This window comes from Micromonospora hortensis (genome assembly GCF_022230935.1).
Classification (GTDB): domain Bacteria; phylum Actinomycetota; class Actinomycetes; order Mycobacteriales; family Micromonosporaceae; genus Micromonospora; species Micromonospora hortensis.
This window is the reverse complement of the sequence record NZ_JAKKFE010000003.1, coordinates 54,308-80,274: the sequence shown is the minus strand read 5'-3', so window position 1 is coordinate 80,274 and position 25,967 is coordinate 54,308. Positions and strand designations below refer to the sequence as shown.

27 protein-coding genes are annotated in these 25,967 nt (G+C 73.5%); 17 read left to right on the top strand and 10 right to left on the bottom strand.

Annotation, left to right across the window (positions count from 1 at the left end; all coding sequences use genetic code 11):
* Positions 1-55: 55 nt before the first annotated feature.
* Both NIE111_RS02000 and NIE111_RS01995 read right to left on the bottom strand, forming a co-directional pair.
* On the bottom strand, positions 56-685 hold the full coding sequence (locus tag NIE111_RS02000; RefSeq protein WP_238682764.1) for an MBL fold metallo-hydrolase: 630 nt from the start codon (positions 683-685) through the stop codon (positions 56-58).
* Positions 682-1,770 (bottom strand): S-(hydroxymethyl)mycothiol dehydrogenase, encoded by a 1,089-nt coding sequence (locus NIE111_RS01995; RefSeq protein WP_238682763.1) that lies wholly within the window; start codon positions 1,768-1,770, stop codon positions 682-684. The genes NIE111_RS02000 and NIE111_RS01995 overlap by 4 nt, the downstream gene beginning before the upstream one ends.
* Before the next feature lie 185 nt (positions 1,771-1,955).
* Between NIE111_RS01995 and NIE111_RS01990 the strand changes: the two genes are divergently transcribed.
* Together NIE111_RS01990 and NIE111_RS01985 are read left to right on the top strand one after the other, a co-directional pair.
* Positions 1,956-2,375, top strand: coding sequence for a hypothetical protein (locus NIE111_RS01990; RefSeq protein ID WP_238682762.1), 420 nt, complete (start codon positions 1,956-1,958; stop codon positions 2,373-2,375).
* Between the two features lie 27 nt (positions 2,376-2,402).
* Positions 2,403-3,584 carry a low temperature requirement protein A gene (locus NIE111_RS01985; protein WP_238682761.1) on the top strand — a complete coding sequence of 394 codons (1,182 nt, stop codon included), beginning with the start codon at positions 2,403-2,405 and terminating at the stop codon, positions 3,582-3,584.
* 138 nt (positions 3,585-3,722) lie between these two features.
* On the opposite strand, the gene NIE111_RS01980 is transcribed toward NIE111_RS01985, so the two are convergent.
* A complete protein-coding gene (locus NIE111_RS01980) occupies positions 3,723-4,178 on the bottom strand; it encodes a hypothetical protein (protein ID WP_238682760.1) in 456 nt (151 codons plus the stop codon).
* Positions 4,178-4,657, bottom strand: a complete 480-nt coding sequence (locus tag NIE111_RS01975; protein ID WP_238682759.1) for a hypothetical protein — start codon at positions 4,655-4,657, stop codon at positions 4,178-4,180. The genes NIE111_RS01980 and NIE111_RS01975 overlap by 1 nt, the downstream gene beginning before the upstream one ends.
* 44 nt (positions 4,658-4,701) lie before the next feature.
* Here NIE111_RS01975 and NIE111_RS01970 point away from each other — a divergent pair, with 44 nt between their 5' ends.
* From NIE111_RS01970 to NIE111_RS01940, 7 genes are all read left to right on the top strand, one after another.
* Positions 4,702-5,679, top strand: a complete 978-nt coding sequence (locus tag NIE111_RS01970; RefSeq protein WP_238682758.1) for a helix-turn-helix transcriptional regulator — start codon at positions 4,702-4,704, stop codon at positions 5,677-5,679.
* A gap of 92 nt (positions 5,680-5,771) precedes the next feature.
* Positions 5,772-6,404, top strand: coding sequence for an ATP-binding cassette domain-containing protein (locus NIE111_RS01965; RefSeq protein ID WP_238682757.1), 633 nt, complete (start codon positions 5,772-5,774; stop codon positions 6,402-6,404).
* Positions 6,401-7,678 (top strand): extracellular solute-binding protein, encoded by a 1,278-nt coding sequence (locus NIE111_RS01960; RefSeq protein ID WP_238682756.1) that lies wholly within the window; start codon positions 6,401-6,403, stop codon positions 7,676-7,678. Before NIE111_RS01965 ends, NIE111_RS01960 begins: the two co-directional genes overlap by 4 nt.
* A complete protein-coding gene (locus NIE111_RS01955; RefSeq protein WP_238682755.1) occupies positions 7,675-9,441 on the top strand; it encodes an ABC transporter permease in 1,767 nt (588 codons plus the stop codon). The genes NIE111_RS01960 and NIE111_RS01955 overlap by 4 nt, the downstream gene beginning before the upstream one ends.
* On the top strand, positions 9,438-11,807 hold the full coding sequence (locus tag NIE111_RS01950; RefSeq protein WP_238682754.1) for a tetratricopeptide repeat protein: 2,370 nt from the start codon (positions 9,438-9,440) through the stop codon (positions 11,805-11,807). Before NIE111_RS01955 ends, NIE111_RS01950 begins: the two co-directional genes overlap by 4 nt.
* Positions 11,808-11,847: 40 nt before the next feature.
* Entirely contained in the window at positions 11,848-12,471 is a 624-nt protein-coding gene (locus NIE111_RS01945) for an ABC transporter ATP-binding protein (RefSeq protein WP_112602474.1), read from the top strand.
* A complete protein-coding gene (locus NIE111_RS01940; RefSeq protein WP_238682753.1) occupies positions 12,468-13,889 on the top strand; it encodes a DUF6297 family protein in 1,422 nt (473 codons plus the stop codon). The genes NIE111_RS01945 and NIE111_RS01940 overlap by 4 nt, the downstream gene beginning before the upstream one ends.
* A gap of 24 nt (positions 13,890-13,913) precedes the next feature.
* Here NIE111_RS01940 and pdxR read toward each other — a convergent pair whose 3' ends face one another.
* Positions 13,914-15,386, bottom strand: coding sequence for a MocR-like pyridoxine biosynthesis transcription factor PdxR (pdxR, locus tag NIE111_RS01935; protein WP_238682752.1), 1,473 nt, complete (start codon positions 15,384-15,386; stop codon positions 13,914-13,916).
* A 62-nt stretch (positions 15,387-15,448) separates the two neighbouring features.
* On the opposite strand from pdxR, the gene NIE111_RS01930 reads away from it, so the two are divergent.
* Both NIE111_RS01930 and NIE111_RS01925 read left to right on the top strand, forming a co-directional pair.
* Positions 15,449-16,060, top strand: coding sequence for a LysE family translocator (locus NIE111_RS01930; protein WP_238682751.1), 612 nt, complete (start codon positions 15,449-15,451; stop codon positions 16,058-16,060).
* 7 nt (positions 16,061-16,067) lie between these two features.
* The gene (locus NIE111_RS01925) at positions 16,068-16,808 is read left to right on the top strand and encodes a B3/B4 domain-containing protein (protein ID WP_238682750.1); all 741 of its coding nucleotides are present in this window, start codon (positions 16,068-16,070) and stop codon (positions 16,806-16,808) included.
* On the opposite strand, the gene NIE111_RS01920 is transcribed toward NIE111_RS01925, so the two are convergent.
* Positions 16,781-17,383, bottom strand: a complete 603-nt coding sequence (locus NIE111_RS01920) for an MBL fold metallo-hydrolase (protein ID WP_238682749.1) — start codon at positions 17,381-17,383, stop codon at positions 16,781-16,783. The two genes, NIE111_RS01925 and NIE111_RS01920, sit on opposite strands and share 28 nt — an antisense overlap.
* A 78-nt stretch (positions 17,384-17,461) precedes the next feature.
* Here NIE111_RS01920 and NIE111_RS01915 point away from each other — a divergent pair, with 78 nt between their 5' ends.
* Positions 17,462-18,268, top strand: coding sequence for an SDR family oxidoreductase (locus tag NIE111_RS01915; RefSeq protein WP_238682748.1), 807 nt, complete (start codon positions 17,462-17,464; stop codon positions 18,266-18,268).
* A 19-nt stretch (positions 18,269-18,287) separates the two neighbouring features.
* Here NIE111_RS01915 and NIE111_RS01910 read toward each other — a convergent pair whose 3' ends face one another.
* On the bottom strand, positions 18,288-18,896 hold the full coding sequence (locus tag NIE111_RS01910) for a hypothetical protein (RefSeq protein WP_238682747.1): 609 nt from the start codon (positions 18,894-18,896) through the stop codon (positions 18,288-18,290).
* Positions 18,897-19,077: 181 nt separating this feature from the next.
* Between NIE111_RS01910 and NIE111_RS01905 the strand changes: the two genes are divergently transcribed.
* Positions 19,078-20,175 (top strand): DUF5919 domain-containing protein, encoded by a 1,098-nt coding sequence (locus tag NIE111_RS01905; RefSeq protein ID WP_238682746.1) that lies wholly within the window; start codon positions 19,078-19,080, stop codon positions 20,173-20,175.
* Positions 20,176-20,247: 72 nt separating this feature from the next.
* Entirely contained in the window at positions 20,248-21,129 is an 882-nt protein-coding gene (locus NIE111_RS01900; RefSeq protein WP_238682745.1) for a pentapeptide repeat-containing protein, read from the top strand.
* Here the strand turns inward: NIE111_RS01900 and NIE111_RS01895 are convergent.
* Complete coding sequence (locus NIE111_RS01895; RefSeq protein WP_238682744.1) at positions 21,074-21,667, bottom strand: MarR family winged helix-turn-helix transcriptional regulator; 594 nt, start codon at positions 21,665-21,667, stop codon at positions 21,074-21,076. The two genes, NIE111_RS01900 and NIE111_RS01895, sit on opposite strands and share 56 nt — an antisense overlap.
* 5 nt (positions 21,668-21,672) lie before the next feature.
* Here NIE111_RS01895 and NIE111_RS01890 point away from each other — a divergent pair, with 5 nt between their 5' ends.
* Together NIE111_RS01890 and NIE111_RS01885 are read left to right on the top strand one after the other, a co-directional pair.
* A complete protein-coding gene (locus NIE111_RS01890) occupies positions 21,673-22,893 on the top strand; it encodes an MFS transporter (RefSeq protein WP_238682743.1) in 1,221 nt (406 codons plus the stop codon).
* 39 nt (positions 22,894-22,932) lie between these two features.
* Positions 22,933-23,169, top strand: a complete 237-nt coding sequence (locus NIE111_RS01885) for a preprotein translocase YidC (protein ID WP_238682742.1) — start codon at positions 22,933-22,935, stop codon at positions 23,167-23,169.
* A gap of 7 nt (positions 23,170-23,176) precedes the next feature.
* Here NIE111_RS01885 and rnhA read toward each other — a convergent pair whose 3' ends face one another.
* Complete coding sequence (gene rnhA / locus NIE111_RS01880) at positions 23,177-23,650, bottom strand: ribonuclease HI (RefSeq protein ID WP_091406604.1); 474 nt, start codon at positions 23,648-23,650, stop codon at positions 23,177-23,179.
* Positions 23,651-23,660: 10 nt separating this feature from the next.
* Positions 23,661-24,941, bottom strand: coding sequence for a lycopene cyclase family protein (locus tag NIE111_RS01875; RefSeq protein WP_238682741.1), 1,281 nt, complete (start codon positions 24,939-24,941; stop codon positions 23,661-23,663).
* 125 nt (positions 24,942-25,066) lie between these two features.
* Between NIE111_RS01875 and NIE111_RS01870 the strand changes: the two genes are divergently transcribed.
* Entirely contained in the window at positions 25,067-25,894 is an 828-nt protein-coding gene (locus NIE111_RS01870; protein WP_238682740.1) for an ArsR/SmtB family transcription factor, read from the top strand.
* Positions 25,895-25,967 lie beyond the last annotated feature (73 nt).

Genomic DNA, 25,967 nt, shown 5'->3' with positions numbered 1-25,967 from the left:
TCGCCTTGAAGGGCGAGCGACTCCCCACCGGGTGTGGGGCGGGCCGCCGCGGGCGTCAGTGGCCGCGGTCCAGCCACTCCTGCAGGTGCGGCGCCTCCGCGCCGATGGTCGTGTCGTCGCCGTGGCCGGTGTGCACGATCGTGTCCGCGGGAAGGGTCAGCAAGCAGGTGCGGATCGACCGGACGATGGTGTCGAAGTCGCTGTACGAGCGGCCCGTCGCGCCGGGCCCACCGGCGAAGAGCGTGTCGCCGGTGAACACTGCGCCCAGCTCCGGCGCGTGGAAGCTGCACGCCCCGGGGCTGTGCCCGGGGGTGTGCAGCACCCGCAGCGTGGTGCCGCCCACCTCGATGCTCTGCCCGTCGTGCAGCTCACCGTTGGGTGGCAGGTGCGGGTGGACCATGTCCCAAAGGACCCGGTCGGCGGCGTGCAGCAGCACCGGCGCGCCGGTGGCCTCGGCCAGCTCGGGCGCCACCCGGACGTGATCGTCGTGGGCGTGGGTGGCCAGGATCGCCCGGACCTGCCGGTCGCCCACCAGGGCGAGGATCGCCGCCACGTCGTGGGGCGCGTCCAGGACGACGCACTCGCGGTCGTCACCGATCACCCAGACGTTGTTGTCCACGTCGAAGGTCTGCCCGTCCAGGGAGAACGTGCCCGAGGTGACCGCGTGGTCGACGCGGGCGGTCACGGGAACACCACCACCGAGCGGAGCACGTCGCCGTGGTGCATCCGGTCGAAGGCGTTCTCGACCTGGTCGAGCGCGATCTCCTCGGTGACGAACGCGTCGAGGTCGAGCCGGCCCTGCAGGTACAGCTCGGTGAGCATCGGGAAGTCCCGGCTGGGCAGGCAGTCGCCGTACCAACTGGACTTGAGGGCGCCGCCACGTCCGAAGACGTCCAGCAACGGCAGCTCGATCTGCATCTGCGGGGTCGGTACGCCGACCAGCACCACAGTGCCGGCCAGGTCGCGGGCGTAGAAGGCCTGCTTCCAGGTCTCCGGTCGGCCCACCGCGTCGATCACCACGTCGGCGCCGAAGCCACCGGTGGCGGCACGGATCGCCTCGACCGGGTCGGTCTCGGACGCGTTCACCGTGTGCGTGGCGCCGAACGTGCGGGCCCAGTCGAGCTTGCGGCTGTCGGTGTCCACAGCGACGATCGTGGTGGCGCCGGCGAGGACCGCGCCGGCGACCGCCGCGTCCCCGACGCCGCCGCAGCCGATCACCGCGACCGAGTCGCCCCGGGTGACGTTTCCGGTGTTCATCGCCGCACCCAGCCCGGCCATCACCCCGCAGCCCAGCAGACCCACGGCGGCGGGTCGGGCCGCCGGGTCGACCTTTGTGCACTGCCCGGCGTGCACCAGGGTCTTCTCGGCGAACGCCCCGATGCCCAGCGCCGGGGCCAGTTCGGTGCCATCGGTGAGGGTCATCCGCTGGGTGGCGTTGTGGGTGTTGAAGCAGTACCAGGGCCGCCCCCGACGGCAGGCGCGGCACACCCCGCAGACCGCCCGCCAGTTGAGCACCACGAAATCGCCCGGGGCGACGTCGGTGACGCCCTCGCCGACCTGCTCCACGATGCCCGCCGCCTCGTGACCGAGCAGGAAGGGGTAGTCGTCGTTGATGCCACCCTCGCGGTAGTGCAGGTCGGTGTGGCAGACCCCGCACGACTGAATCCGGACGATCGCCTCACCGGGCCCGGGATCGGGCACCACGATGGTGGTGACCTCGACCGGCGCGCCCTTGCTGCGGGAGATGACTCCCCGGACTTCCTGGCTCACTTCGCCTCCTGCTGGTGGTCTGCGGCGGGGCCGGGCGCCGGGGTGGGCGGGTGTGCCACGGGCTCGGCGGTGGGCCCCCGGCGAACCTACCGCGACCACCACGGCCAGCCCAGCCGGCCCGGCGGGTTATCGCGGGCGGTGCGGGGTACGCGGGCCGCATTCGACCACGGCCAACGGGAGTGACAATGAAACTTGCGCACCTGCCGCTACGGGTCAGCATCGGCGCGTACTTCCTCAACTCGGGTCTGGGCAAGCGCACTCTGGAGGGCACCGCCGCGGAGGGCTTGCACGGCATGGCAGTCGCCGCCATGCCCCAGCTCGGTCAACTGGAGCCGGCGCGATTCGCCAAGCTGCTGTCGTACTCGGAGATCGCCCTGGGGGCCGCGCTGATCGCGCCGTTCGTCCCGGCGCCCCTGGTCGGGCTCGGCCTGACCGCGTTCGGCGCGGGCCTGGTGCAGCTGTACCTGAAGACGCCGGGGATGCGCGAACCCGGCAGCATCCGCCCGACCCAGCAGGGCGCGGGGCTGGCCAAGGACGTCTGGCTGGTCGGCGCGGGGCTGACCCTGATGCTGGAGGGGCTGACCCACGGCCGTCGGCGCCGCTGACCCGGCGGGCGGTCTGAGGGAGCTGCGGTGACCCGACCTCGGCCGGTACGGCCGTTCTACCGGCCGATGCGCCCACATCGTCGCGACGAGCCGCACCGCACCGCCACGCCGCTGGAACTCTTCTTCGACCTGTGCTTCGTGGTGGCCGTGGCGCAGGCCGCCGGCAACCTGCACCACGACGTCTCCGAGGGACACCTCGGCCACGCCCTGAGCAGGTACCTGATGGTGTTCTTCGCGATCTGGTGGTCGTGGATGAACTTCACCTGGTTCGCCTCGGCCTACGACACCGACGACGACCTCTACCGAATCACCACGCTGGTGCAGATCGCCGGGGCGTTGATCATTGCCGCCGGGGTGACCAGTGCGTTCACCGACGGCGATTTCACCGTGATCACCTACGGGTACGTGGTGATGCGGCTGGCCGCCGTCGTGCACTGGAGCCGAGCGGCGATCGGCGACCCGGCGCACCGGGCGGCGGCGACCCGCTACGCGATCGGCGTGACGGTGGTGCAACTCGGCTGGCTGTTGCGGTTGCTGCTGCCCGGCGAGTGGGGCATCGCGTCGTTCGTGCTGCTCGCTCTGGCCGACCTGCTGGTGCCGGCGGTGGCCGAACGGCCCGGGATGACCCCGTGGCACCCGGCGCACATCACCGAACGGTACGGGCTGTTCACCCTGATCGTGCTCGGTGAGGCGGTGGGGGCCGTCTCGTTGGCGATCCAGGACGGGCTCGACGCCGGGGAACACGACCTCTGGTCGCTCGCGGCGGCCGGCGCGGTCATCGTGTTCGCGCTCTGGTGGCTGTACTTCGACCGGCCGAACGAGGCTCCCGACCGGCAGCCGTACTCCCTGATCTGGGGTTATGGCCACTACCTGATCTTCGCGGCAATCGCCGCGGTCGGCGCCGGCCTGAGCGTGTCGGTCGACTACGAGCGACACCTCGCGCACATCTCGGAGAGGACCGTCGGGTACGCGGTGGGCGTCCCGATCGCCGTCTTCCTGCTCACGGTCTGGTTGCTGCACGTACGCCGACAGCAGCACGGCGCGGTGGTCGTCGCCTTCCCGGTCGTCGCGCTGCTGGCACTGCTCGCGCCGCTCGGCCCGGCACCGGCGTACGTACTCGCGGCACTGCTGGTCGCTCTGGTAGCGCTGACAGTGGTGTTGCGCCGCGGCGACGTCGGCACGAGCGCGGCGGTGGTCGACCCGGCCTGACTGCGGTCACACCCGGTGGCGGAAGCGGCGCCGATGATCAGCACGTCGACGTGGTCGGAGGCCATCGCGTTCCTCCATCCGGGGCGGTGATCGGACCCTAACACCGCACCCGAACGGCGGAAAGTCGTCGCGGGAGCCCTAGGACGCTCGGGTGAACGTCATGATCCAGTTGGTCTCCCAGGTCTGCTCGCCGTCGACCGAGAACGCCTGCTCCCAGCGGGCGGTGGTCGCGCTGATGCCGGACCAGATGAACCGGCACCGGACCGGCCGCCCCTCGTGTTGGTCGTCGGCGTAGAAGTGGCCCACCCCGTCGACGAAGCGACCCACCATCGGTGGCAGTCCCAGGATCCCGTCGACGCTGCTCATCCAGTAGATCGACCACTCCTCGCGAGCCGGGTCGAAGATCCGGACAGTGGCACCAGCGGAGCCCTTGGTCGGGAACGTGATCTCGTCGAAGTGACCGCCACCGGCGAAGAAGCCGTGCGCCACCGACACCCCGGGGAACTCCTCCCACTCGTCCGAGCCGACCAGCCGCTTGCGCAGCCGCCGGTTGACGACTTTCCAGGTGCCCATGAAGAAATCGAAGTCGCCCATCAGCGGCCCACCGGCCCTTCCGCTCGCGTGTCACGCAGATAATCGGTCACATTCGGACTCTCCGGCAGCAGCATGTGCCGGACCCAGGCGGCCCGCTCGTGTTCCAGAACCGCCAACTCCCAGACACAGCCCACTGCCGGGCGGCGTAGGTGGACGAAGTGTGCCGGGTCGTCGTCGGGGCAGTCCAGCGCCGGCTGCCCGGCCGCGGCGACACGGACCTCCACCGCGTTGTCCCACACCCAGGTGTACGCCAGCAGATAGGCGCCGGTGTCCGCGCCCCGGTGCAGCACCACCCACCCGGCGGCCGGGGTGCCGTCGTCGACGACGTCGGCCAGCAGGTCGGGCAGCAGGTCGTACGCGGCCTTCTCCACCTCGGGTTCGATAGGTCGCTCCGGCTGGTCTATGTGGTAGCGCTTGAGTTGCCGGCCGCCGATCAGCACCGGTCCGGGCGTTCGTAGTTCCTTGTCGCGAAATGCCATGCCGGGACGGTAGGACGGGTCCCCTGACAACTAGTGTCAGTGAAGTGCGGGCTTCTCGACTTCTCTCCGTCCTGCTGCTGCTCCAGTCGCACGGGCGGTTGACCGCCGCGCAGCTCGCCGAGCGGTTGGCCGTCTCCGCCCGCACCATCTACCGGGACGTCGAGTCGCTGCACGCCGCCGGCATCCCGCTCTACGGCGAGGCCGGACACGCCGGCGGCTACCAACTGGTCGACGGCTGGCGGACCCGACTGACCGGGCTGACCGCCGAGGAGGCCGACCGGCTGTTCCTCGCCGGGCTGCCCGGCCCCGCCGACGAGTTGGGCTACGGCGACGTGGTGGCGGCGCTGCAACTCAAGCTGCACGCCGCGCTCCCCGCGCCGCTGCGCGACCGGGCGACCCGACTGCAACAACGCTTCCACCTGGACACTCCCGGGTGGTACGCCGATGGCGACGCCTCCCCTGAGCTGGCCCGCACGGCCGAGGCGGTCTGGCGGCAGCACCGCGTCGAGGTGCGCTACCGCGGCTGGAACGGCGAGGTGACCCGGGTCCTGGAGCCGTACGGCCTGGTGCTCAAGGGCGGCCGTTGGTACGTGGTGGCCGACCAGCCCGGCCGGGGCGCCCCGGCGACCTACCGAGTCAACCAGATCCTCGCGTTGACCCCACTGGCGCAGGAGTTCGACCGACCAGCCGACTTCGACCTGCCGTCCTGGTGGCGGGCGCACGTGGTGCAGTTCCGGGCCCGGCTGCACCGCGACGAGGCCCACGTCCGGCTGTCCCCCGCCGGGCGGGAGCGGTTACGCGAGGTCGGCAGCGATCCGGTGGTGACAGCGATGGACACCAGCGCCGGACCACCGGACGCGCGGGGTTGGGTGACAGCGGTACTGCCGATCGAGTCGCTCACCCACGCCCACGGTGAGCTGCTGCGCCTCGGTGCCGACGTCGAGGTGCTGGCCCCGGTGGCGCTGCGCGAACGGCTTGCCGCCACGGCGGCCGGGCTCGCGGCGCTCTACTCCCCCGCCTGAACAGCTCCGATCGTCTCCACAGTGGAAGCGTCGTGGGCGTCGATTGTCGTCACGGTGTGCCACCCTGGGACGGTCATCAATGGTCACCGGAGGTGAGGGCCACGTTACGGCTACGCGCACTGGTCGCCGTCCCCGGCACCGGGCCGGTGACCCTCGACGTTCCCGCCGGCACGCTCGCCGCCCTGGTGGCGCCGCCCCGGTTCGGCACGGCGGTCGCCCGGGTGCTGGCCGGGCTGGCCCCGCCGGTGACCGGTCGCGTCCTCGTCGGCGACCGGGACGTCACCGGCCTGCCGCCGCCCCGCCGGCAGACCGGCTACGTGCCCGCCGGTGGCGCGCTGCTGCCGCAGCTCACCGTGCGGCGCAACATCGAGTACGGCCAGCGCAAACGCGAACGGGTGCACGAGGTGGCCAACGACTGGACGGCCACCGTCGTCGACCGGCTCGAGTTGGGGCTCTCCCTCGCCCTGCTGCCGCACCAGATCTCCGCCGCGCAGCGGTTCCGGGTGGCGCTCGCCCGAGCGGCGGCCTGCCTGCCCGAGGTGCTGGTGGTCGACCTGCCGGCCGGTTCCGCGGGTGACAGCCGCCTCGGTGACCTGATGCCTCGCCTCTCGCCGCCGGACGCCCCCGGGGTGGCGGTGCTGGTCTGCACCGCCGACCCGGCCACCCTGGCCGAGATACCGGTGCGGCACGAGCTGGTCACCGAGCCGAGCGAGGCGGCCCGATGAGGCCGTCCACCGGCGTGAGTCGTCGTACGCTGCTGCGCGCCACCGCCGCGGGCGCCACCGCGCTGACCGCCGGCTGTTCCGACGGAACCCGGTCCGTGCAGGTCGCTGTGGTCTGGAGCACCAGCGAGCTGGACCGGTTCCGCGAGGTCGTCGCCGCCTACCCCGCCCCGGTGCAGGTGATCAGCGCCGGCAACGACATCGACGCGTTCCTGCGCGCCCGACACCTGGCCGGCACCAGCCCGGACGTGGCGATCCTGCCGCGCCCCGGCCTGGTCACCGAGTACGCCCAGCGCGGCTGGCTGAGCCCGCTGCGCGCGTCCACCGAGTACGCCGTACCCGCCGGGTTGGGCGAGCTACTGACGGCCGAGGGCCAGCGCTACGGCGTCTGGGTCAAGGCGGCGCACAAGTCGCTGGTCTGGCACCTGCCCTCGATGCTGCCCGCGCAGCCGGCCAACTGGGACGCGCTGGTCCGGCGGACCCGGGAGCTCGGTGCGCTCGCCCGGCGCGACGGCGGGCCGGCGCCCCTGGCCATCGGCGCCGCGGACGGCTGGGTGCTCACCGACTGGTTCGAGAACGTGCTGGCCGACATGGCACCCGAGAGTTACAACGCCCTGGCCCGGCCGGACGCCGACTGGCAGGGCAGACCGGTGCGCGAGGCGCTGGACCGGCTCGCCGGGCTGTGGAGCATCAACGGGGCGTTCGTCGGCGGTGGCCGTCGTGCCCTGCTCACCCAGTACGAGGAGTCGGTGATCCAGGTGGTGCACACGAAGCGGGCGGTGATGCTCGTCGGCGCCGACTTCACCGCCGATGTCGCCGACCCGTTCCAGCGCGGCCCGGAGGCACCTGTCACGTTCCGGTTCCCGGGCGCCCAGCCGGGCGGCGGCCCGCTGATCGTCGGCGGAGACGCGGCGGTGGCGTTCGCCGACGCCCGGGGTGGGGTCGAGCTGGTCGAGTGGCTCACCCGGGCCGACTCGTTCCAGCCGTGGCTGCGCGCCGGCGGTTACCTCTCACCCAACACCACCGTCGCGATCGACAGCTACCGGGACCGCGTCGGCCAGGGTCTCGCCGAGGAGATGCGGGCGCCCGGCACCCTGCGTTTCGACCTCTCCGACCAGCTGCCCGGCGCGTTCACCGGCTCGGACGGGGTCGGCATCTGGCGAATCATGCAGGGCTTCTTCGCCGACGTCACCGACGGGGTCCGCGCCAGCGACGCGATCCGCCGGGCCACCGGCCTGCTCGCCGCGGCGGCCCGCACCGCGGGGGGCGGCCGATGAGCCAGGTGCGGGTCCTCGGCGAGCTGGCGGTCCTCGACGACGTCGGCCCAGCCCGGCGGGGTCGGGCCTATCCGGCGGCGGGGGCCACGTCGGCCCTGCTGCTACCGGCCGCGGTGCTGCTCGGCGGGCTGGTGCTGTGGCCGGTGCTGCGGACCATGCACGCCAGCGTCACCACCGACGGTCGCTGGGTCGGCGCAACGCACTTCCGGACCGCGCTCGCCGCCCCGGGCACCGGCGCGGTGGTCGGCCGGACGGTCCTCTGGGCCCTGCTGGTGCCGGCGGTGGTGACGGCGCTGGGCTATCTGCTCGCCGCCGCGTCCCGCCGCTCCCAGGAGGGCGGCCTGGTCCGGTTGATCCTCCTGGTGCCGGTGGCGTTGCCGCTGGTCGTCACCGGGGTCACCTTCCGGCTGATGTACGACCCGGACCCGAGCCGGGGGCTGGCCACACTGGTCGCGACCCGACTGACCGGCCGCTCGGTGGAGGACGCCCCGCAGTTGCTCGGGCCGGGAATGGTCACCGTCGCGTTGATGTCGGCGTTCGTCTGGGCCTGGGTCGGGTTGGCGGTACTGGTCTTCCGCTCCGCGCTCGACGCGGTGCCGCCGAGCCTCGCCGATGCGGTCCGCGCCTACGGCGGCACGCGCCGCCACGTGCTGTGGGACGCGCAGTGGCGGCCACTGCTGCTGCGCACGACCGCAGTGGTCTTCGCGTTGGTGGCGGTCGGCACCAGCCGCACGTTCGACCTCATCCTGGTGATGACCCCCGGTTCGGTCCGCGACGAGGCCTCGGTGCTGGCGCTGCGGATCTGGCAGACGTCCGGGGGCACCACCACCGGCGACGGCGCCGCGCTCGGCGTGGTGTGGCTGGTGGCGGTGATCGGCGGGATCATGGTGGCCGCGCTCTTCGTCCGGCAGGCCTGGCCCCCGCCGCGCGTCGAGGCCGCACCCGAGCCCGCCCCGGTCGCCCCGCCCCGGCGGGTGTTCCGGCTGCTCGCGGCGGGTGCCGCGATCGCCTGGCTGGTGCCGCTGGCGGTGCTGGTCGCCACGTCGGCGCACGGCCGAGTGGACGCCGCCGCGCGCGGCTGGTGGTCGGCGCCGCCGAACGGCGAGTCCTACCGCGACCTGGTCACCGGCACCGAACTGTGGCGCACGCTCGGCTTCACCCTGCTGCTGGCCACCGCGGTGACCGCCACGGTGCTGGTGGTCGCGCTGCTGGCCGCGTACCCGTTGGCCTGGTTGACCGGGCCGGCCGCGCAGGCCACCGGGCTGCTGCTGCTAGCTGCCAGCGTCGTGCCGATCCAGGTCATCGCCGGGCCGGTCAACGAGGTGCTGGGCCTGGTGCTCTCCTCCGGCACGGCCCAGGGCCTGGCCCTGGTGCACATCGCGCTGGGCGTGCCGTTCGCGGTGCTGGTGCTGCGCAACGCGTTCGCCGATCTGCCGGTGGAGCAGGTCCGCGACGCCCGGTTGGGCGGGCGTCGGTGGTGGCACACCCTGCGCCGGTTGGCCCGGCACAACCTGTCGGCGGTGGTGGCGGTCTCCGTGCTGGAGTTCGTCCAGGTCTGGAACGACCTGGTGGTGGGGCGACTGTTCGGTGGACCGGGGTCGTCGCCGCTCGGGCCGTTCCTGGCCGAGCAGACCCGCAGCTTCGTGAGCAACAGTGGGGCGTTGGCCGCCAGTTCGGTGCTCGCCTCGGTCCTGCCGGTGGTGCTGGTGGTCCTCTCGCGGCGGCACCTGGTCGCCGGGCTCGTCTCCGGGGGCGTGCGGTGACCGGGCCGGGTGGATCGCGTGGTGGCTCACGCTGGCCGGCGCTGATCGCGATCGGCGGCGTGGTCGGCAGCGTCCTCGCCAACGTGGCCAGCAACCTGGCCGGCAATGTCCTCTCCGAGCTGGCGGCCAGCGTGCTCGGGCCGGTGACCATCGTCCTGGCCTCCGGCGGCGTCGTCGGTTACGTGGTGTACGAGGTGCGCCGCCGCCGGGGTGGCCGGGAGGTCGACCCCGAGCCGACGGAGGTGCTCACCACCCCCGCCGCCGGGGCGCCCAACCTGCCCTACACGGCCGAGTTCACCGGCCGTGAGGAGCACGTCGAGGCACTGGTCGGCCTGCTCACCCGGGAACACGCGGTGGCGGTTCTGGGTCGACGCGCGGTGGGCACCTCGGCGTGCGCGGTGCAGGCCGCGAACGAGTGCCGGGAGGATTTCCCCGACGGGCAGTACTACCTCGACCTGCGGCGGCGCGGCCGACCCCGCTCGGCCCGGCAGGTGCTCACCGCGCTGGCCCGGATTCTGGGCACCGCCCCGCCGACCTCCGGCCGGCCGGACGCGCTCGCCGCCGCCGCCGACGCACTGCGGGGCCAGCTCGACGGTCGCAAGATCGTCCTGGTGCTTGACAACGTCGACCGTCCCGACCAGGTCCGGCCACTGTTGCCGCCCACCGCGCGCACCTGCCGCCTGTTGCTTGCCGGCGGTCCGGCGCTGGTCGGTCTGGAGGGTGTGGTCGCGCACTGGATCGCCGAACCGGGCACGTCCGAGGCGGTGGAGCTGTTCGCGACGGCGGGCGGGGCCGCACCCGCCGCCCGGGTCCGTCGCGCCGACCCGCGCACCGATCCGGCGGTACGCGAGATCGTCGACCTGTGCGGGCGGCAACCGCGTACCGTCCGCGCGCTCGGTTACCGCACCGCTCAGCACGGCTGGCGGCACTCCGACGTGCTGGACGCGCTGCGCCGCGCGGTGCAGACGCCACCGCACCAGCGGCTCGCCGTCTCACCGGCGGCCCGCCTGGTCACCGAACGGGACATCGCGTACCGGGTGTTGCCCCGCCAGGCCCGACGGTTGTACCGGCTGATGTCGCTGGTTCCCGCCCCGGTGGACCGGCCCACCATCGCCGCGCTGGCCGGACGGCACCCCGACCTGGTGACCGCGCTGCTCGACCGGTTGGCAGCGGCGGCGTTCGTGGTCGGCGCGCCCGGCGACCGGTACGAGATCCGCCCGCTGCTGGCCGGCAGCGCCCGACTGCACCTGCGCGACGCCGATCCGGTCCGGGCCCGGGTCGCCGCGCAGGCCCGGCTGACCCGGCACCTGGCCCGCCGGGCCGAACGGCACGCGGCCAACCTGGCGGTGCTCGGCTCCCCGGGGGACCGGGAGTGGTCGCTGCCGCTGGACGACGACCCGTACGGCTGGTTCGACCTGCACCAGGAGCTGCTGCTGGCGGTGGTTCGGGTGCCGGCCGGCGCGAAGGAGACACTGCCCCGACGGGTCCGTCGGTGGTGGTTCCGGCTGGCAGTGGCGCTGTGTGGGTGGCTGGCGTACGCCGACCGGCTCGACGAGTGGGAGCAGGTCTGCCGCACCGTGCTGGCCACCCCGACCGCCGACGACCGTCCAGAGATCGCCGGGTGGGCGCACAACGAGTTGGGGGTGCTGCGTCGACGCCGGCACGACCCGCAGGGGGCGGCGGCCGCGCTCACCCTCGCGGTCAACGAGCGGGGGCGGCGGGGCAACGCCCAGGCGCGGATGAACCTCGGCCTGGCCCTGCTCGACCTGGGGCAGCTCGACGACGCGGTGGAGCACCTGGAGATGTCCCGTCGACACCGCTCCAGCGCCGACCGGGCCGGACACGCCCTCACCGAGTTGGGCCTGGGCGCGGCCCAGCTGGCCCGGGGTGAACCGGACACCGCGCACCACCACCTGGTGCGGGCGGCCAACACGTTCCGGTCGGTCGGCGACGCGCGCGGGTACGCGGCGGCGCTGACGAACCTGGTGCTGGTGCACGCGGCGCTCGGCGAGCACCTGGACGCCGCCCAGGCGTGGCGGGCCGCTTTGCGCGAGTACGAGTCGGTCAACGACCCGACCAGCCGGGCGACGGCGCTGCTCAACGCCGGGGCGACCCTGCTGAGCAGCACCCCCGGACAGGCGCGGACGGCGTACGAGCTGCTGGCCGAGAGCCGCCGGCTGCGCGAGGGGACCCAGCCGACCGCCGGGCTGGCGCGCACCCTGCTCTACCTGGGTGACGCCTGCGCCGCGCTGGGCGACCAGGCCGACGCGCGGCGGCACTGGGCGGACGCGGCGGCGGTGGCTGAGGAGGTCGCCGACGCCCAGGGGCTGGCCGCCGCCGACGCCCGACTGGCCCGGGTGACGTAGGTCGCTCGGGTTGGTCGGTGGCGCGGCTCTGGGAGACTGTGTGATCGTGGACGCGCTCTCGGTACGGGGACTCAGTCGCAACTTCGGCAACCTGGTCGTGCTCGACGAGGTGAGCTTCACGCTCCCGGCGGGCCGGATCGCTGTGGTGCTGGGCCCGAATGGCAGCGGCAAGACGACTCTGCTGCGCTGTGTCGTCGGCGCTGACCGGCCGGACGCGGGTGAGGTGCTGGTGCAGGGCCGCCGGGCCGATGAGACCGATCCTCAGGTGCGGGCGCTGGTGGCGGCCGCCCTGGACGACATCGACTTCTTCCCCGACCTGTCGGTCGTCGAGCACCTGGAGTTGGTCGCGTACGCCCACGGGGGTGACGCCGAACCGGTCGAGGAGGTCCTCGCCGAGCTGGGTCTGGAGCCGGCCCGCGACCAACTGCCGGTGACACTGTCCAGCGGGCAGCGCCGCCGCCTGGCGTTGGCGTCCTGTTTCGTCCGGCCCCGCCGGGTGCTGATCCTGGACGAGCCCGAGCAGCGGCTGGACGTCCGCGGCCGACAGTGGCTCGCCGACCGACTCCTGCGGGAACGCGCGGCGGGCACTGCCGTGCTGTTGGCCTCGCACGACCCGGAGCTGATCGACGCGGTGGTCGACGAGCGCATCGAGATCGGCAAGTGACCGCCGCGCCGGCCACGATCGCCGACACGCCGGTCGGGGTGCCGACCGCCCGGCAGGTGCGGACGCACCTGCGCAAGGCCCGCAGCCGGCACCACGACCATTCCCTCGGTGACGTGCTCGGCGACGCGTACGTCATGGTCCTGTTCGTGGGGATGTACGGCTGGTTCGCGATCAGCGCAAGCCGCGACCTGCTGGACTCCCCCACCGTGGGGCAGGCCGAGCCGGGCGTGCGGTGGTGGCTGGCGGTCGCCGCGCTGCTGGCCGGCGCGGGGCTCGCCTGGCGTGGTCTGCGCGCACTCGGCCCGCTGCTGGTGACCCCGGCGACGCAGAGCTGGGCGACCAGCGCGCCCATCGACCGGCGGGCCTGGCTGGCGCCGCGTTTCGTCCTGTTGCTGCTGGGCGCGTCGGCCGGCACCGCGGCGCTCGGGGTGGCAGTGGCGGCGCTCGGTGGGGTCAGCGAACCGTCCGCCCTGGGCTGGGCGGCGGCGGCCGGCGCCGGGTGGGGCGCGGCCGCGCTGGCGCTCAGCGTCGTCGCGCAGAGCAGCCGGTCGGGGCGACGCTGGCCGACGGTGGTCGGGGCGGTGCCGATGGTGGCGGCGGCCGCGATCACCGCCCTGGTGGTGCTCGTCGGTCGCCTCGGCGACGGGCTGTCCCGGCCGACGACGACGCCGACCGTCGCGTTGTTCGCCGCCGCGGTGCCCCTCGCGGGCCTCGGCATGATCCTCGCGGTACGCGCACTGCCCCGGGTCGACCGGGCCACCCTGACCACCGGCGCGCAGTTCGCCAACGCCGCCGCCACGGCGACCATCCTGCTGGACCCGAGCTTGCTCGCCGGCCTGGTGGAGAGCCGCCGCTGGCGCCGGATCGGCCGGGTTCGCAGCCGCCGGTTCCGGCCCGGCCCCGGCTGGTGGGCGCTGCTCCAGGCCGACGTACGCCGGTTGCGCCGCCACCCGAGCGCCGTGCTGATCTGGGCGGCGCTGATCGGGGTTCAGTACGCTGCCGCGCTCGCCCTGCCCGGGTTGGCCGGGGCCGCGCAGGTGGTGTTCGCGTACCTTGCCGCCAACCGGCTGACCGGCGGTCTGCGGTCGGTCAGCCGCTCGCCCGGGCTGCGTCGGGCGCTCGGTGGCAGCGACAACCTGCTGCGCGGGATCCACGTGGTGGTGCCGGCTGTCGGCGCGGGCGTGTGGTGGTTGCTGACCCTGCCGTCCGTCGACCCGGGGCCGGCCTGGCTGGCGCCGACACTGGCGCTGGGGGTGGTGGCCGCAGCGTTCCGGGCCGGCACCCGCCCGCCGATCGACTACGGCGGCGCGACGGTCAACACACCGTTCGGGATGATCCCGGTCGACCTGATGCGTCAGGGGTCACGGGGGCCGGCGCTGCTCGCCGTGCTGGTCCTCGTCCAACTGTTCCTGGGCTGATTCCCAGCATGCCGCTGCCGATGGTCAACGGTGGCCGAGCGCGGCGGCGACAGCGGCGACGCCGTCGGCGATCTCGGTGGGTGTCCGGGCCGCGTAGCCGAGCACGAGGCCCGGCCGGTAGGGACGCTGGCAGTGCCAGGACAGCGGTTGCACCTTCACCCCGCGCGCCAGCGTCGCGGCCGCCAGCTCGGTGTCGACCACGGCGTCGTCCAGCGTGATCATCAGGTGCAGGCCGGCGGCGGCGCCGTGCACCGTCGCCAGTGGCAACGCGCGGGCCAGCGCGGCAATCATGGCGTCCCGCCGGCGGATGTGGCGGCGACGCAGCAGCCGCAGATGCCGCTCGAAGGCGCCGGAGGTCATCAACTCCGCCAGCACCAGTTGCGGTAGCACGGCGTTGCCCAGGTCGGCGTTGCGCTTGGCGGCCACCACGGCCTCGCGCAGCCGCGCCGGCACGAGCAGCCAGCCCACCCGCAGGGCGGGTGCGAGCAGTTTGGAGACGCTGCCGGCGTAGCAGACCTGCTCGGGCAGCAGACCACGCAGCGCCGGCACCGGAGGACGGTCGTAGCGGTGCTCGGCGTCGTAGTCGTCCTCGATGATCAGACCGCCGGCCCGCGCCCAGGCGACGAGTTGGCGGCGGCGGTCCCCGTCGAGCACCACGCCGGTCGGGAACTGGTGGGCGGGGGTGAGCATCACGGCTGGTGCGCCACTGGCGGTCAACTCGTCGACCCGCAGCCCGGCGTCGTCGACGCTGATCGGTGGGGTGTCCATTCGCCAGTTGTTCAGGTGCTGGCGCACCCCGAGCGAGCCCGGGTCCTCGACGGCGATCCGGTCGACGCCGGCGGCGGTGAGCGCCTGGGCGAGCAGCCCGAGCGCCTGGGAGACGCCGGCCACGATGATCACCTCGGCGGGGTCGACGCTGATGCCGCGGTTGCGGGCCAGCCAGGCGGCGACGGCCTGTCGCAGCACGGGCGTGCCACAGGGGTCGCCGTAGCCAAGGTCGGCCGCGGCGAGGCGGCGCAGCACGCTCCGTTCGGCGCGTAGCCAGTCCGCGCGAGGAAAGGCGGCCAGATCGGGTACGCCGGGCGTCAGGTCGATGGTCGCGTGCGCCGCGCGTAGCGCCTCGAAGATGTCGGTGCCTGGTGCCGGAGGGAAGGTCGTGACCGGTGCCGGCGCGGCGGCCGGTGTGGGTGTGGGTGCGGCCGGCGCGGCGACGACGACAGTGCCGGCCCGGCCCCGACCGGCGATGTGCCCCTCCTCGGTCAGGCGCTGGTACGCCTCGGTGACCACGCCCCGGGAGACACCGAGGTCGGCGGCGAGCACCCGGGTCGGCGGCAGCCGGTCACCGACCGGCACCCGTCCTTCGGCGATGGCGTGCCGGAGCCGGTCGGTCAGCCAGGCGGCGCGCCCGCCTGGTGTCGCGTCGGTGATGGTCAGGTGCAGGAAGTCGGATCCGGCCGATATGGACCTCTCGGATGCAGTCGCTTTGGCTCTGCCCATCGGACCATTGTGGCAGCAGAGTGAACAGGAGCCAGACCTGCCAACTCCGCCGGAGGACGATCGTGACCATCCCGTTCCTGATCACCACGCTGATCGTGGTGGTCACCCCCGGCACCGGGGTGATCTTCACGCTCTCCGCCGGCCTGTCGCGGGGTGCGCGGGCCGGGGTGCTGGCCGCGTTCGCCTGCACGCTGGGGACGTTGCCGCATCTGCTGGCCGCGATGACCGGGTTGGCCGCGCTGATGCAGACCAGCGCGGTGGCGTTCGAGACCGTCCGCTACCTCGGCGTCGGCTACCTGCTCTACCTGGCCTGGTCCATGGCGCGGGACCGCGACGCGTTCGCGGTGGCCTCCGACGCCCCACCCCGCTCGGCGATCCGGGTGATCGTCTCCGGCGTGCTCGTCAACCTGCTCAACCCGAAGCCGACGATGTTCTTCGTCGCGTTCCTGCCGCAGTTCGTGGACACCACGGCACCGGGCTCGACCCGGGCGATGCTCGGCTGCGGCGCGGTGTTCATGCTGCTCACCTTCGTGGTGTTCAGCGGCTACGGCATCTTCGCGGCCCGGGTACGCGACCGGGTGCTGACCCGACCCCGGGTCACCGACTGGCTGCGCCGGTCCGCCGCCGGCACGTTCGTCGCGCTCGGCGTGACCCTCGCCCTCACCGAACGATAGGACCACAGTGCGGTTCGAACACTCTCCGCGGCTTCGCGACGCGTACCCCGACCTGGTCGCCGGTGTGGTGCAGGTCGCCGGGATCACCGCTACCGCCGACGTGGCGGCACGCACTGCCGCTCATCTCGCCGAGGCCCGGCGGCGGTTGGCCGGTGGGGCCGAGAGCAGGTTCCCGGAGATCCAGGCGTGGCGGCGGGCGTACGCGGCGATGGGGCTGCGACCTACCAAGTACCGGTGCGCGGCCGAGGCGCTGCTGCGTCGGCTGCGGCTGGACGGCGAGCTGCCCCGGGTGCACCCGCTCGTCGACCTCTGCAACGCCATCTCGGCCGCGTACGCCATCCCGGTCGCGGCGCTCGACCTGGACCGGGTCGACGGCGACCTGGTGGTCCGGCCGGCACACGGCGACGAGGCGTACCTGAGTTTCGCGGGCGACACCGAGCATCCCGAGCCGGGCGAGGTGACCTTCGTCGACTCCGCCGGTCGGGCACACGCCCGACGGTGGACGAACCGGCAGAGCGGCTGGTCGGCAGTGCGGGCGGGCACGTCGTCGGTGCTGATCGTCGCCGAGGCGCTGCACCCGGGTGGCGGGCCGGCCGTGACCCGGCTGGTCGCCGACCTCGCGACGGAGCTGGCCGAGGGGTGGTCCGCCCCGACGGCCACCGCGGTGCTCACCGCCGCCGCACCCCGTTTCCGCACCCCGGCGGCGGACGACGACACGGGTCAGGCGGTGTCGCCGGGCAGCAGGTGACGGTAGCCGGGGATCGTCTCGGCGAACCAACCCGCGACACTGGCCAGGCCACGGTCGTTGAGTTGCGCGTCGTGGATCGGGTACGCCGCCGCCGCGCCCACGGCGCCGGCGAACCGGATCGCCTCGTCGAGGCGCAGCCAGGACCCCTGGGCCGGGACGAGCAGGGTGCGCACCGGCTCGTCCGGCACGTGCAGGGCGTCGCCCGGATGGTAGAGCTCACCGCCGATCAGGTAGCCGAGGTTCGGGCAGTCGGGCTGCCCCCCGTGGATCGCGGCGTGCCGGCCACCGTGCGCGCTGACCGGAATGCCGGCCGCCGTGAACCGCTGCCCCGCACGGACCCGGGTCACCGGCAGCGGGGCGAGATCCGGCAGTCGGGCGCCCTCCGGCGCGTACACGGGCACACCGAGACCGGCGAGCCGCAACACGTCAATGTGGTCGGTGTGCTCATGGGTGACCAGGACGGCGTCCGCACCGACCAGGGCTCGCGGCTCGCTCCACGTCCCCGGGTCGACGACCAGCACCCCGCCGTCGTGCTCGACGCGGACACAGGCGTGCGTGAACCGGGTGATCCGCATCAGGCGACCGTACGCCGCCGGCGGACGAGCGTGGCCCCCGTGGCGGTTGGACCGGCCCCGCCGGGGTAGTGCGGCAGAATGCCTCAGCGATACGAGAACTACCCGAGGATCGCCGTCGTCACCGGCGCGGACTCCGGCATCGGCAAGGCCTGCGCGGTGGCGCTGGCCAGTGCCGGCTTCGAGATCGGCATCACCTGGTACGGCGACCCCGACGGCGCGGAGCGGACGGCCACCGAGGTCCGCGCGACAGGGCGGCGTTGCGAGGTCGCCGAGGTGGACCTGACCCGGCTGCCGGACGCGGCGGCGGTGGTGGACGAGTTGGCCGACCGGCTGGGCGGCATCGGGGTGCTTGTCAACAACGCCGGCACCGGGGCCTCGACGCCGTTCGTGGACACCGGGTGGGAGCAGTGGCGCGAGGTGCTCGCCGTCGACCTGGACGCGCCCTTCCTGTGCGCCCAGCGGGCCGCGCGACGGATGCGGGCCACCGGCGCCGGCGGGCGGATCATCAACATCACCAGCGTCCACGAGCACGCGCCCCGGGTCGGCTCCGCCGCGTACTGCGCCGCGAAGGGCGGGCTCGGGCTGCTGACCCGCGTGATGGCCCAGGAGTTGGCCGCCGACGGAATCACCGTCAACGCCGTCGCACCGGGCGAGATCGCCACGCCGATGACCGGTCAGGAGGATGTCGACCCGTTCACCCAGGAACGGCCCGGCGTGCCGCTGGGGCGGCCCGGCGACGCCCGCGAGGTGGCCGCCGTTGTCGCGTTGCTCGCCTCCCCCGCCGCCAGCTACGTCACCGGCGCCTCGTGGCCGGTCGACGGAGGCATGCTGCTGATGGGTCCCCAGGCCACGGCGTTGACGAACGACGAGTGGCGAACGGTCTGAGCGGCACCGGCGAGCGCCGTCAGCGCATCGGTGCGGCCGACGCCCGGACGATGTACGCGAACTGCACACCGAACGCCACCACCGCTACCAACACCCCGACCACTACCGTCAACGCGCCCCCGGCCCCGACGGTCGCGGCCACCAGGGCGATGCCGAGCCCGCTCAGCACCGCGTTGACCGCACCCACGAGTGCGGCAGTGGTCAACAGGAACTCCCACCGCCCCGGTCGCGTGCCGACCAGGTTCCAGGCCGTGCTCATGGCGTCGTCGGCCACCACCGCGTCGGCGAAGAAGTCGTGCTCGCCGGCGAGATTGTGTTGGTAGTAGGCCCGGATGCGTTGGATCCGCCGCAGGTCCAACGAGTTCTCCACGGTGGTCTCCACCAGCCGCAGAAACGTCAGCACCCCGAGGATGACCAGCGTCGGCAGCACCGCGGCCAGGTACGGCCGCACCAGCTTGTCGTTGCTGGCGACGAAGCCGAGGCCGATCAGTGCCGCCGACAGGACGGACAGGAAGATGGTGGCGCGGCCGGTGGCCTCGGCGATGGTGCCGGCGCGGGACGTCTGCAACGCGTAGTGCTCGGTGGTCAGCACGGTGAGAAGCGCCTGCTCCCGTTCGCTATCGTCCACCCCGCCACCCTCCGTGGTCGCACGACTCCGTTACCGTCACCCTATGAGCGGTGGAGCGGGTCCGAGCGGTGAACCAGCCGCTCGGAGAACGGGACAGCGCCCAGCAAAGCGGGCACGTATCCTCCGATCTCCGGTGATCAGCAAGCGGCGGTGGGGCCGACCGACGGCGGAAGGGGACCGGATGCCCGGGTGGGCTGGTCGGGGCGGGCGGCAACGACGGGCCTTCGTCGTCGGTGGGGCACTCTTCGCGATCGCCGTCGTCATGCTGGTGGCCGCGTGGCGCAGCACCGGCTTCCTCAGCGACCTGCTGCTCAACCTCGGGGCCAGCGTGGTCCTCGCGGCCATCTCGTACGTCATCTTCGACCCGTTGTTCGAGGAGGCCCGAAAGGCCCGGGTGCAGGAGCACCTCAGCTTCGACCAGCAGGCGTTCGTAACGCGGCTGCACCGCTCCGGCCGTCGGGTGCGCATCCTCGACACCTGGACGATCCTGCTCGAGCAACGGCACCGCGAAGAGACCCTGAGCGCGGTACGAGCGGCGCTCGCCAACGGCGCCCAGGTGCAGTTGCTCCTGCTCGACCCCGACTGCACCGCCGCCCAGCAACGCTCCGAGGAGCTGGAACGGCAACGGGTGGACGTGCCCCGACAGATCCGCACCAACCTGCGCCATTTGGCCGCGTTCGCCGACGCGCTCGACGCGCGGCTGCGCCACCGCCTCCAGGTCCGGCTCTACGACGCGTCCCCGTCGATCCAGCTCTACCAGTGGGACGGGCGGGCGCTGATCTCGTTCTTCCCGATCGGGAAGTTGTCGTTCAACGTGCCGCAGCTCGAGGTGGACATGGACAGCCCGTGGGGCGGGTTCGTGCACGCCCGGTTCGAGGAGCTGTGGGAGCACGAGCAGGCCACCCTCGACCTGGAGCGGTACTGGTCGGTCATGGTCACGCTGCGCCACGACGAGTCGGACGTGGTCGAGGTACGCGTGCCGTTCGTGACGGTCGACGGGCAGCACTACGTCGACTGCCGGGGGTTCCGGGTGACCGGGCCGCTGACCGTGCGAGCCGTACTGCCGCCCCGCGCGCCGGGCGCGGCCCCCGGGGTGTTCGCGCTGGCCGAGCCCGCCGACGGGGACCGCACGCCGGTCGCCGTGGTGAAACGGCACTTCGACCAGAAGTACGGGCACGACGACGGCGAGCGGGACGTCCGCCGACTGGTGCCGCCACCGGGCGATGCCCGTACGCCGGCGCCCCGCCCCGCGACGGCCGGTGACACGCACGCACGGTGACCCCCGACCGACCCGTGGGCGCGGCACAGGAAACAATGGTGGTCCAGCCTGATCATCAGGAGGACCGTCGGCGTGTCGCACCGCACCGCACCGCCGTCCGGGGCGGCACAGCTACGCGCCGACTGCGGACGCTGCTTCGGGCTGTGCTGCGTGGTGCCCGCCTTCGCCGCGTCGGCGGACTTCGCCATCGACAAGCCGGCCGGCTCGCCCTGCCCCAACCTGCGCTCCGACCACCGCTGCGGCATCCACACCGAGCTGCGACAGCGTGGTTTTCCCGGCTGCACGGTGTTCGACTGCTTCGGCGCCGGGCAGCAGGTCGCCCAGGTGACCTTCGGCGGGCGGGACTGGCGGGACGCGCCGGAGACGTTGCCGGCGATGGCGGAGGCGTTCGCGGTGCTGCGACCGCTGCACGAACTGCTCTGGTACCTCACCGAGGCGGTGGCGCTGCGCCCGCCGGCCGACCTGCGCGCCGAGCTGGAACGCGCCCGCACCGATACGCTGACGCTCACCGAGGGTGACCCGGCGCGGCTTCGCGCGGTGGACGTCGCCGACCACCGGAACCGGGTCAACCCGCTGCTGTCCCGGGCCAGCGACGCGGCCCGCGCTCCCGGCGGCGCCGACCGGCGGGGTGCGCACCTGCTCGGGGTGGACCTGCGCCGCGTCGACCTCCGCCGGGCCAACCTGCGCGGCGCGCTGCTCATCGGCGCCGACCTGCGCGGAGTGGACCTCGGACTGGCCGACGTCACCGGCGCCGACCTGCGCGGGGCCGACCTGCGGGGCGCGGACCTGCGGCGCACGCTCTTCCTGCACCAGACCCAGCTGGACGCCGCCCGGGGTGACACCCACACGGAGCTGCCGCAGACGCTCACCCGGCCGGCGCACTGGACGGCGCTGCCGCTCACCCCGGTCCGTCAGCCGACCCGCTCCCCCGCCCGTCGGGGTCGTCGCCGCTAGGAACGGCCCGACCGCCGCACGCTGCCGTCACCTCCTGGAAGCCGGCGTGGACCGGGCACTGTGGGCAGCGGGCGCGGTCGCAGAGCCGGCAGAGGTGGGCCAGGCTGCCGGCGTCGGCCACCTCGTCGTGCAGCAGGGCGCGGGCGATGTCGGCGAGCTGGGCGCGCTGCTCGACGGTCAACGGGGCGAGCAGCGCGGTCAGCACCTCCTGTCGGGCGCGCAGGGTCCGGGCGGCCGCCGCCGTGCCCTCGGTGGTGAGGTGCAGGGCGCGGCTGCGCGCGTCGGTGCCGGGACGCCGCTCCACCCAGCCCTGTTCCCGAAGCCGCCGGACCAGGTGCGCGACGCCGGGCTGGGTCAGCCCCAGCACCTGGCCCAACCACTCGGCGGTCACCCCCGGCTGGTCCTTGAGGACGACGAGCGCCTCGGCGAGCGCGCCGCCGGCACCGACGGACGCGCTGACCGACGACCGCATCCGCGAACCGACGTGCAGGGCGAGTGCGCCGAGCAGGTTCGGCGAGCCGTCCTCAGGTAAATTCATAACTTGTGAATGTACCTCGCCGGGCGATGTTGCTCATCATGTTGATGACGGTGGCGCAGCTCCCGGTCGCGCTGCGGCAACTGCTCGTCGTGCTGCTCGGTCACCAGAACACCGGCAGCTTCGCCACCGCCGGCGTGGCCAGCGCCGGCTGCGGGATCGGGCTGGCGGTCACCGCGCCGCTGGTCGGCCGACTCCTGGGCCGGCTCGGCGCCCGGCCGGTGCTGCTCGCCACCGGCCTCGCCCACCTGCTCGCCCTGCTCGGCCTGGCCGCCACCACCGAACCGGTGGCGTTCGTGGCGCTGGCCACCGCGGCCGGGCTCAGCACGCCACCGGCGGTCGGCAGCGGACGCGCCCAACTCGCCCGGCTCGTCGCCCCCGCCGCGCTGGCCCGCGCGTACGCGGTCAACGCCGTCGGGCAGGAGGTGCTCTACGTGGGCGGCCCCCTGGCGGTGACACTGAGCCTGCTGATCAGCGGACCCACTGCCGCGCTGCTCGCCTTCGCGGTGATCGGCAGCATCGGGCTGCTCGGCATGGTCGCCGTGCTGCCACCGCGCGAGGCCGACCGGCAGCCTCGCGAGAAGGGATCCGCGCTGCCCGGCCAGGCCACCCGCCGCACCGTCGTCGGCACCCACGTCGGCTACATGATGGGCATCGGGGCGATGTGGGTGCTGGTGCCCGCGTTCGCCACCACCGTCGGGCACCCGGACCAGGCCGGGCTGCTGGTGACCATCTGGTCGGTGGGCAGCCTGGCCGGTGGCGTGCTGCTGGCGAGCCGGGGGCGGCCCGGCAGCCCGGCGGCGGCGTACCTGACGATGCTCGGCACGCTGGCCGCCACCTCGGTGGCGCTGCTGCTGCCGCGCAGCGTGCCGCAGATGGCCGTCGCGCTGGCGGTCTTCGGTCTCGCGCTGGCACCGTTCCTCGCCGTCACCGACGAGATCCTCGCCCGGTCCACCCCGGCGGTCCGGCTGCCCGAGACGTACGGGTGGTTGCAGACGGCCGGGCAACTCGGCATCGCCGCCGGCTCCGCGACCAGTGGCGTGGTCAACGACCACCTCGGTAACACCTGGGCGTTCCTGGTGGTCGTCGGCGCACTCGCGCTGGCGCTGGTCGTCGCGCTCAGCCGCCGCCGGACGCTGCGGCTGCCGTCCGCTGCGCCGCAGGCCGAGACGGTCGGGTCGACGGTCCCCGCCGGCGGGTCAGGTTTCGGCCGGGACGACGCCGGGTAGCCAGCGCCGACGCGGACCGGCATCGACGGGGGGCACGGCGTGGGCTACCGAAATCGTCAAGGTGAGCAGCCGGGCGACCCGCAGCACAGCGAGGACGAGGCCGGCCAAACGCCACTGGTGCAGGTCGAGGCGGACACCGAGGTCCCCGCACCGGCGGACACCGACGTCCGGCCGGACATCGTGACCGAGCCCGACAACTCGGGTGTCGCCGGTGGTTCGTCCGGCAGCAGCGGCGGAGGTTCCAGCATGCCGGGGCACCCCGACTCCACTCGCTGACCGGGGCTCAGCGGCTGGTCAGCGCGCCCCGGGCCTCGGTCATGCCCTTGTTGGCGAGCCCGTCGGCCCGCTCGTTCTCCGGGTGACCGTTGTGCCCCTTGACCCACAGCCAGGTGACCTCGTGCCGTTCGCAGGCCGCCTCCAGCCGCTGCCACAGGTCGGCGTTCTTCACCGGCTGCTTCGCGGCGGTCCGCCAACCGTTGCGCTTCCACGACGCCAGCCAACTGGTGATCCCGTTGCGCACGTACGTGCTGTCGGTGTGCAACTCCACGGTGACCGGCCGGTTCAGGCTCTCCAATGCCTGGATGGCCGCCATCAGCTCCATCCGGTTGTTGGTGGTGGGCGTGGCCTCGCCGCCGCACAGCTCCCGCTCGTGATCGCCGTAGCGCAGCAGCGCACCCCAACCACCCGGACCGGGGTTGCCGCTGCACGCCCCGTCGGTCCAGATCTGCACGCCCCTGCCGGCCGCCGCGTCCACCATGCCCGGCAACCTACCGGGCGCTGACGTCGTCCTCCCCGCTCGGGGGGCCGGCGCGCCGAGCCGTCGGCGTCGAACCCACCACAGCGGGTGGGATGGCCGGCGCGGGCCGGGTGGGGCGTAGCCGGTCGCGGACGCGGTGTGCGGCGTCACCGGCGGTCGCGGCGATCATCGGCAACAGCCGGGTCGAATTCATGATCGCGACCTCCTCGGCCGCAGTGGTGCCGCCGTCGAGGAAGCGCAGCACCCGCTCGGCCGGGTTGCGGTCGAAGAGCCGGTCGAAGAACTCGGGACCGCCCACCCCGCCCCGGTCCAGCGCCCGCAGCGCCACCGCGTCCATCCAGCGGTGCCGGCGCGGGTACGCCGGCTCAGGCACCGGCGCGCGACCCGCGGCGAGGGCGCGGGCCACCTGGTCGGCCTGCCGGTACATGGCGGAGAAGGTGAAGCCGGTGGAGGGACGGGTCGCGCCACCGGCCGTGCCGAGCCGGACCACGCGGGGGGTGGGCCGGGCCGGGAACGGCGCGTCGGTCATCGGGATCACCCCGTTCTCCACCTCACGCACCCGCAGCCCGGTCGGATCCAGCCCGAGCAGATCCCGGTAGCCGGCCAGCGCCGCGTCGTACCCGGCGTCGGTCAGCAGGTCGGGCGAGAACTCGGTGTACTCGACAAGGGCGTAGCGGTCGCTCACCGGCAGCACATACCCGAAGGAGACGCCCCGGGGCGGCTGCGGGGTACGGAAGTCCATCAGCACCGCACGCGTCGGGTCGAACACCGGCCGGTCCGCCTCCAGCCACCACCCCCGGAAGTGCTGCAACCAGGTGGTACGCCCCGCTCGCGTCGGCGGGCGGGGACGGGAGTCGAGCACCCAGCCGGCCCGTACGCCGTGCCCGTCGCCGGTGCCTACCAGCACCCGGTCACCGTCGTCGCGCACCGTCTCGGCGGGCGCGACGATCCGGGTGGCGTCGAGGCGACGTTCGGCGTCGGCAGCCCGGTCGTAGACCGGGCCGGAGCGGAGCATGGCGTACCGCAGCGGGGTGAGGTCCAGGACGCGGCGTCGCGCCGCCGTCGCCACCTCGACCTGCTGCCAACTCGCGCTGAGCAGCGGGTCCAGGTCACTGTCGGGATGACCCCAGAACGCCCAGGTGCGGTCCTGACCGCGTCGGCGCACCGGGTCGACGATGGCGATCCGCAGATCCCGGACACCGTGCCGGTCCAGTGCGGCGAGCAGCAACGACGCGGCGCCGCCGCCACCGAGCAGCGCGAGGTCGACGTCGAGCGGCGCGGAGTCGGTCACCCGCACCACGCTGCCACACGATCGCACCCGGTCACCTGCCGCCACCGACGCCCAGATTGACAGGCAACCCGTTGGTTGCATAACTTGACAGGCAACCGAATGATTGCCTGTTGCGGGGAGGGTCGATGGACGACGCGTTCCGGGCGCTGGCCGACCCCAGCAGGCGTCAACTGCTGGACCGGCTCAACGAGCGCAACGGCCAGACCCTGCGGGAGCTGTGCGACGGGCTGGCCGGCACCCGACAGGCAGTCAGCAAGCACCTCTCGGTGCTGGAGGCGGCCCACCTCGTCACGACCGCGCGGCGCGGCCGAGAGAAGCTGCACTACCTCAACGCCGCCCCGATCAACGCCATCGCCGACCGGTGGCTCAGCCGCTACGACCGCGAGCGCGCCGCCACCCTGGCCGACCTGACCACCGCATTGGAGCGACAACCCATGGAGAGCCCGACCTTCGTCTACACCACCTACGTCACCACCACCGCGCAACGACTGTGGTCCGCGCTCACCGATCCGGCGTTCACCCGTCGCTACTGGGGTGGAGTCGCTCTGGTTTCGGACTGGCAGGTCGGGTCACCAGTGCTGTGGCAGGACGCACCGGACGGCGAGCCGCGCGACCTCGGCCAGCGGGTGCTCGTCGCCGAGCCGTACCGTCGCCTCTCCTACAGCTGGCACGGCTTCCAACCCGAGCACGCCGAGCACTTCGGCTGGACCGCCGAGGAGTTGGCCGCCCGGCTCGGTGAGCGCCGGTCGACGGTGACCTTCGAGATCGAGCCGCACAGCGGGTCGACCGTCCGGCTGACCGTCATCCACGACGACTTCTCCCCCGACAGTGAGATGCACCGGGCGGTCAGCGGCCAGCTCGACGGCAGCGGCGGCTGGCCGGAGCTGATGGCCAGCCTCAAGACCCTGCTGGAGACCGGCGAGCCGATGCCCGACCCGACCGAGACCCGCTGACCCGAGACGCGCCCTGGTCCAAGATCCGAACAACTTCCGGGATGTAGTGGCCTCCGGACCGCGCGAGGCACCT

Bases quoted from the DNA above. Each gene is read 5' to 3' on its own strand.
- NIE111_RS01990 (WP_238682762.1), top strand. From the start codon at position 1,956: ATGAAACTTGCGCACCTGCCGCTACGGGTCAGCATCGGCGCGTACTTC.
- NIE111_RS01980 (WP_238682760.1), bottom strand. From the start codon at position 4,178: ATGGGCGACTTCGATTTCTTCATGGGCACCTGGAAAGTCGTCAACCGG.
- NIE111_RS01975 (WP_238682759.1), bottom strand. From the start codon at position 4,657: ATGGCATTTCGCGACAAGGAACTACGAACGCCCGGACCGGTGCTGATC.
- NIE111_RS01960 (WP_238682756.1), top strand. From the start codon at position 6,401: ATGAGGCCGTCCACCGGCGTGAGTCGTCGTACGCTGCTGCGCGCCACC.
- NIE111_RS01955 (WP_238682755.1), top strand. From the start codon at position 7,675: ATGAGCCAGGTGCGGGTCCTCGGCGAGCTGGCGGTCCTCGACGACGTC.
- pdxR (WP_238682752.1), bottom strand. From the start codon at position 15,386: ATGGGCAGAGCCAAAGCGACTGCATCCGAGAGGTCCATATCGGCCGGA.
- NIE111_RS01920 (WP_238682749.1), bottom strand. From the start codon at position 17,383: ATGCGGATCACCCGGTTCACGCACGCCTGTGTCCGCGTCGAGCACGAC.
- NIE111_RS01915 (WP_238682748.1), top strand. From the start codon at position 17,462: ATGCCTCAGCGATACGAGAACTACCCGAGGATCGCCGTCGTCACCGGC.
- NIE111_RS01905 (WP_238682746.1), top strand. From the start codon at position 19,078: ATGCCCGGGTGGGCTGGTCGGGGCGGGCGGCAACGACGGGCCTTCGTC.
- NIE111_RS01895 (WP_238682744.1), bottom strand. From the start codon at position 21,667: ATGAATTTACCTGAGGACGGCTCGCCGAACCTGCTCGGCGCACTCGCC.
- rnhA (WP_091406604.1), bottom strand. From the start codon at position 23,650: ATGGTGGACGCGGCGGCCGGCAGGGGCGTGCAGATCTGGACCGACGGG.
- NIE111_RS01870 (WP_238682740.1), top strand. From the start codon at position 25,067: ATGGACGACGCGTTCCGGGCGCTGGCCGACCCCAGCAGGCGTCAACTG.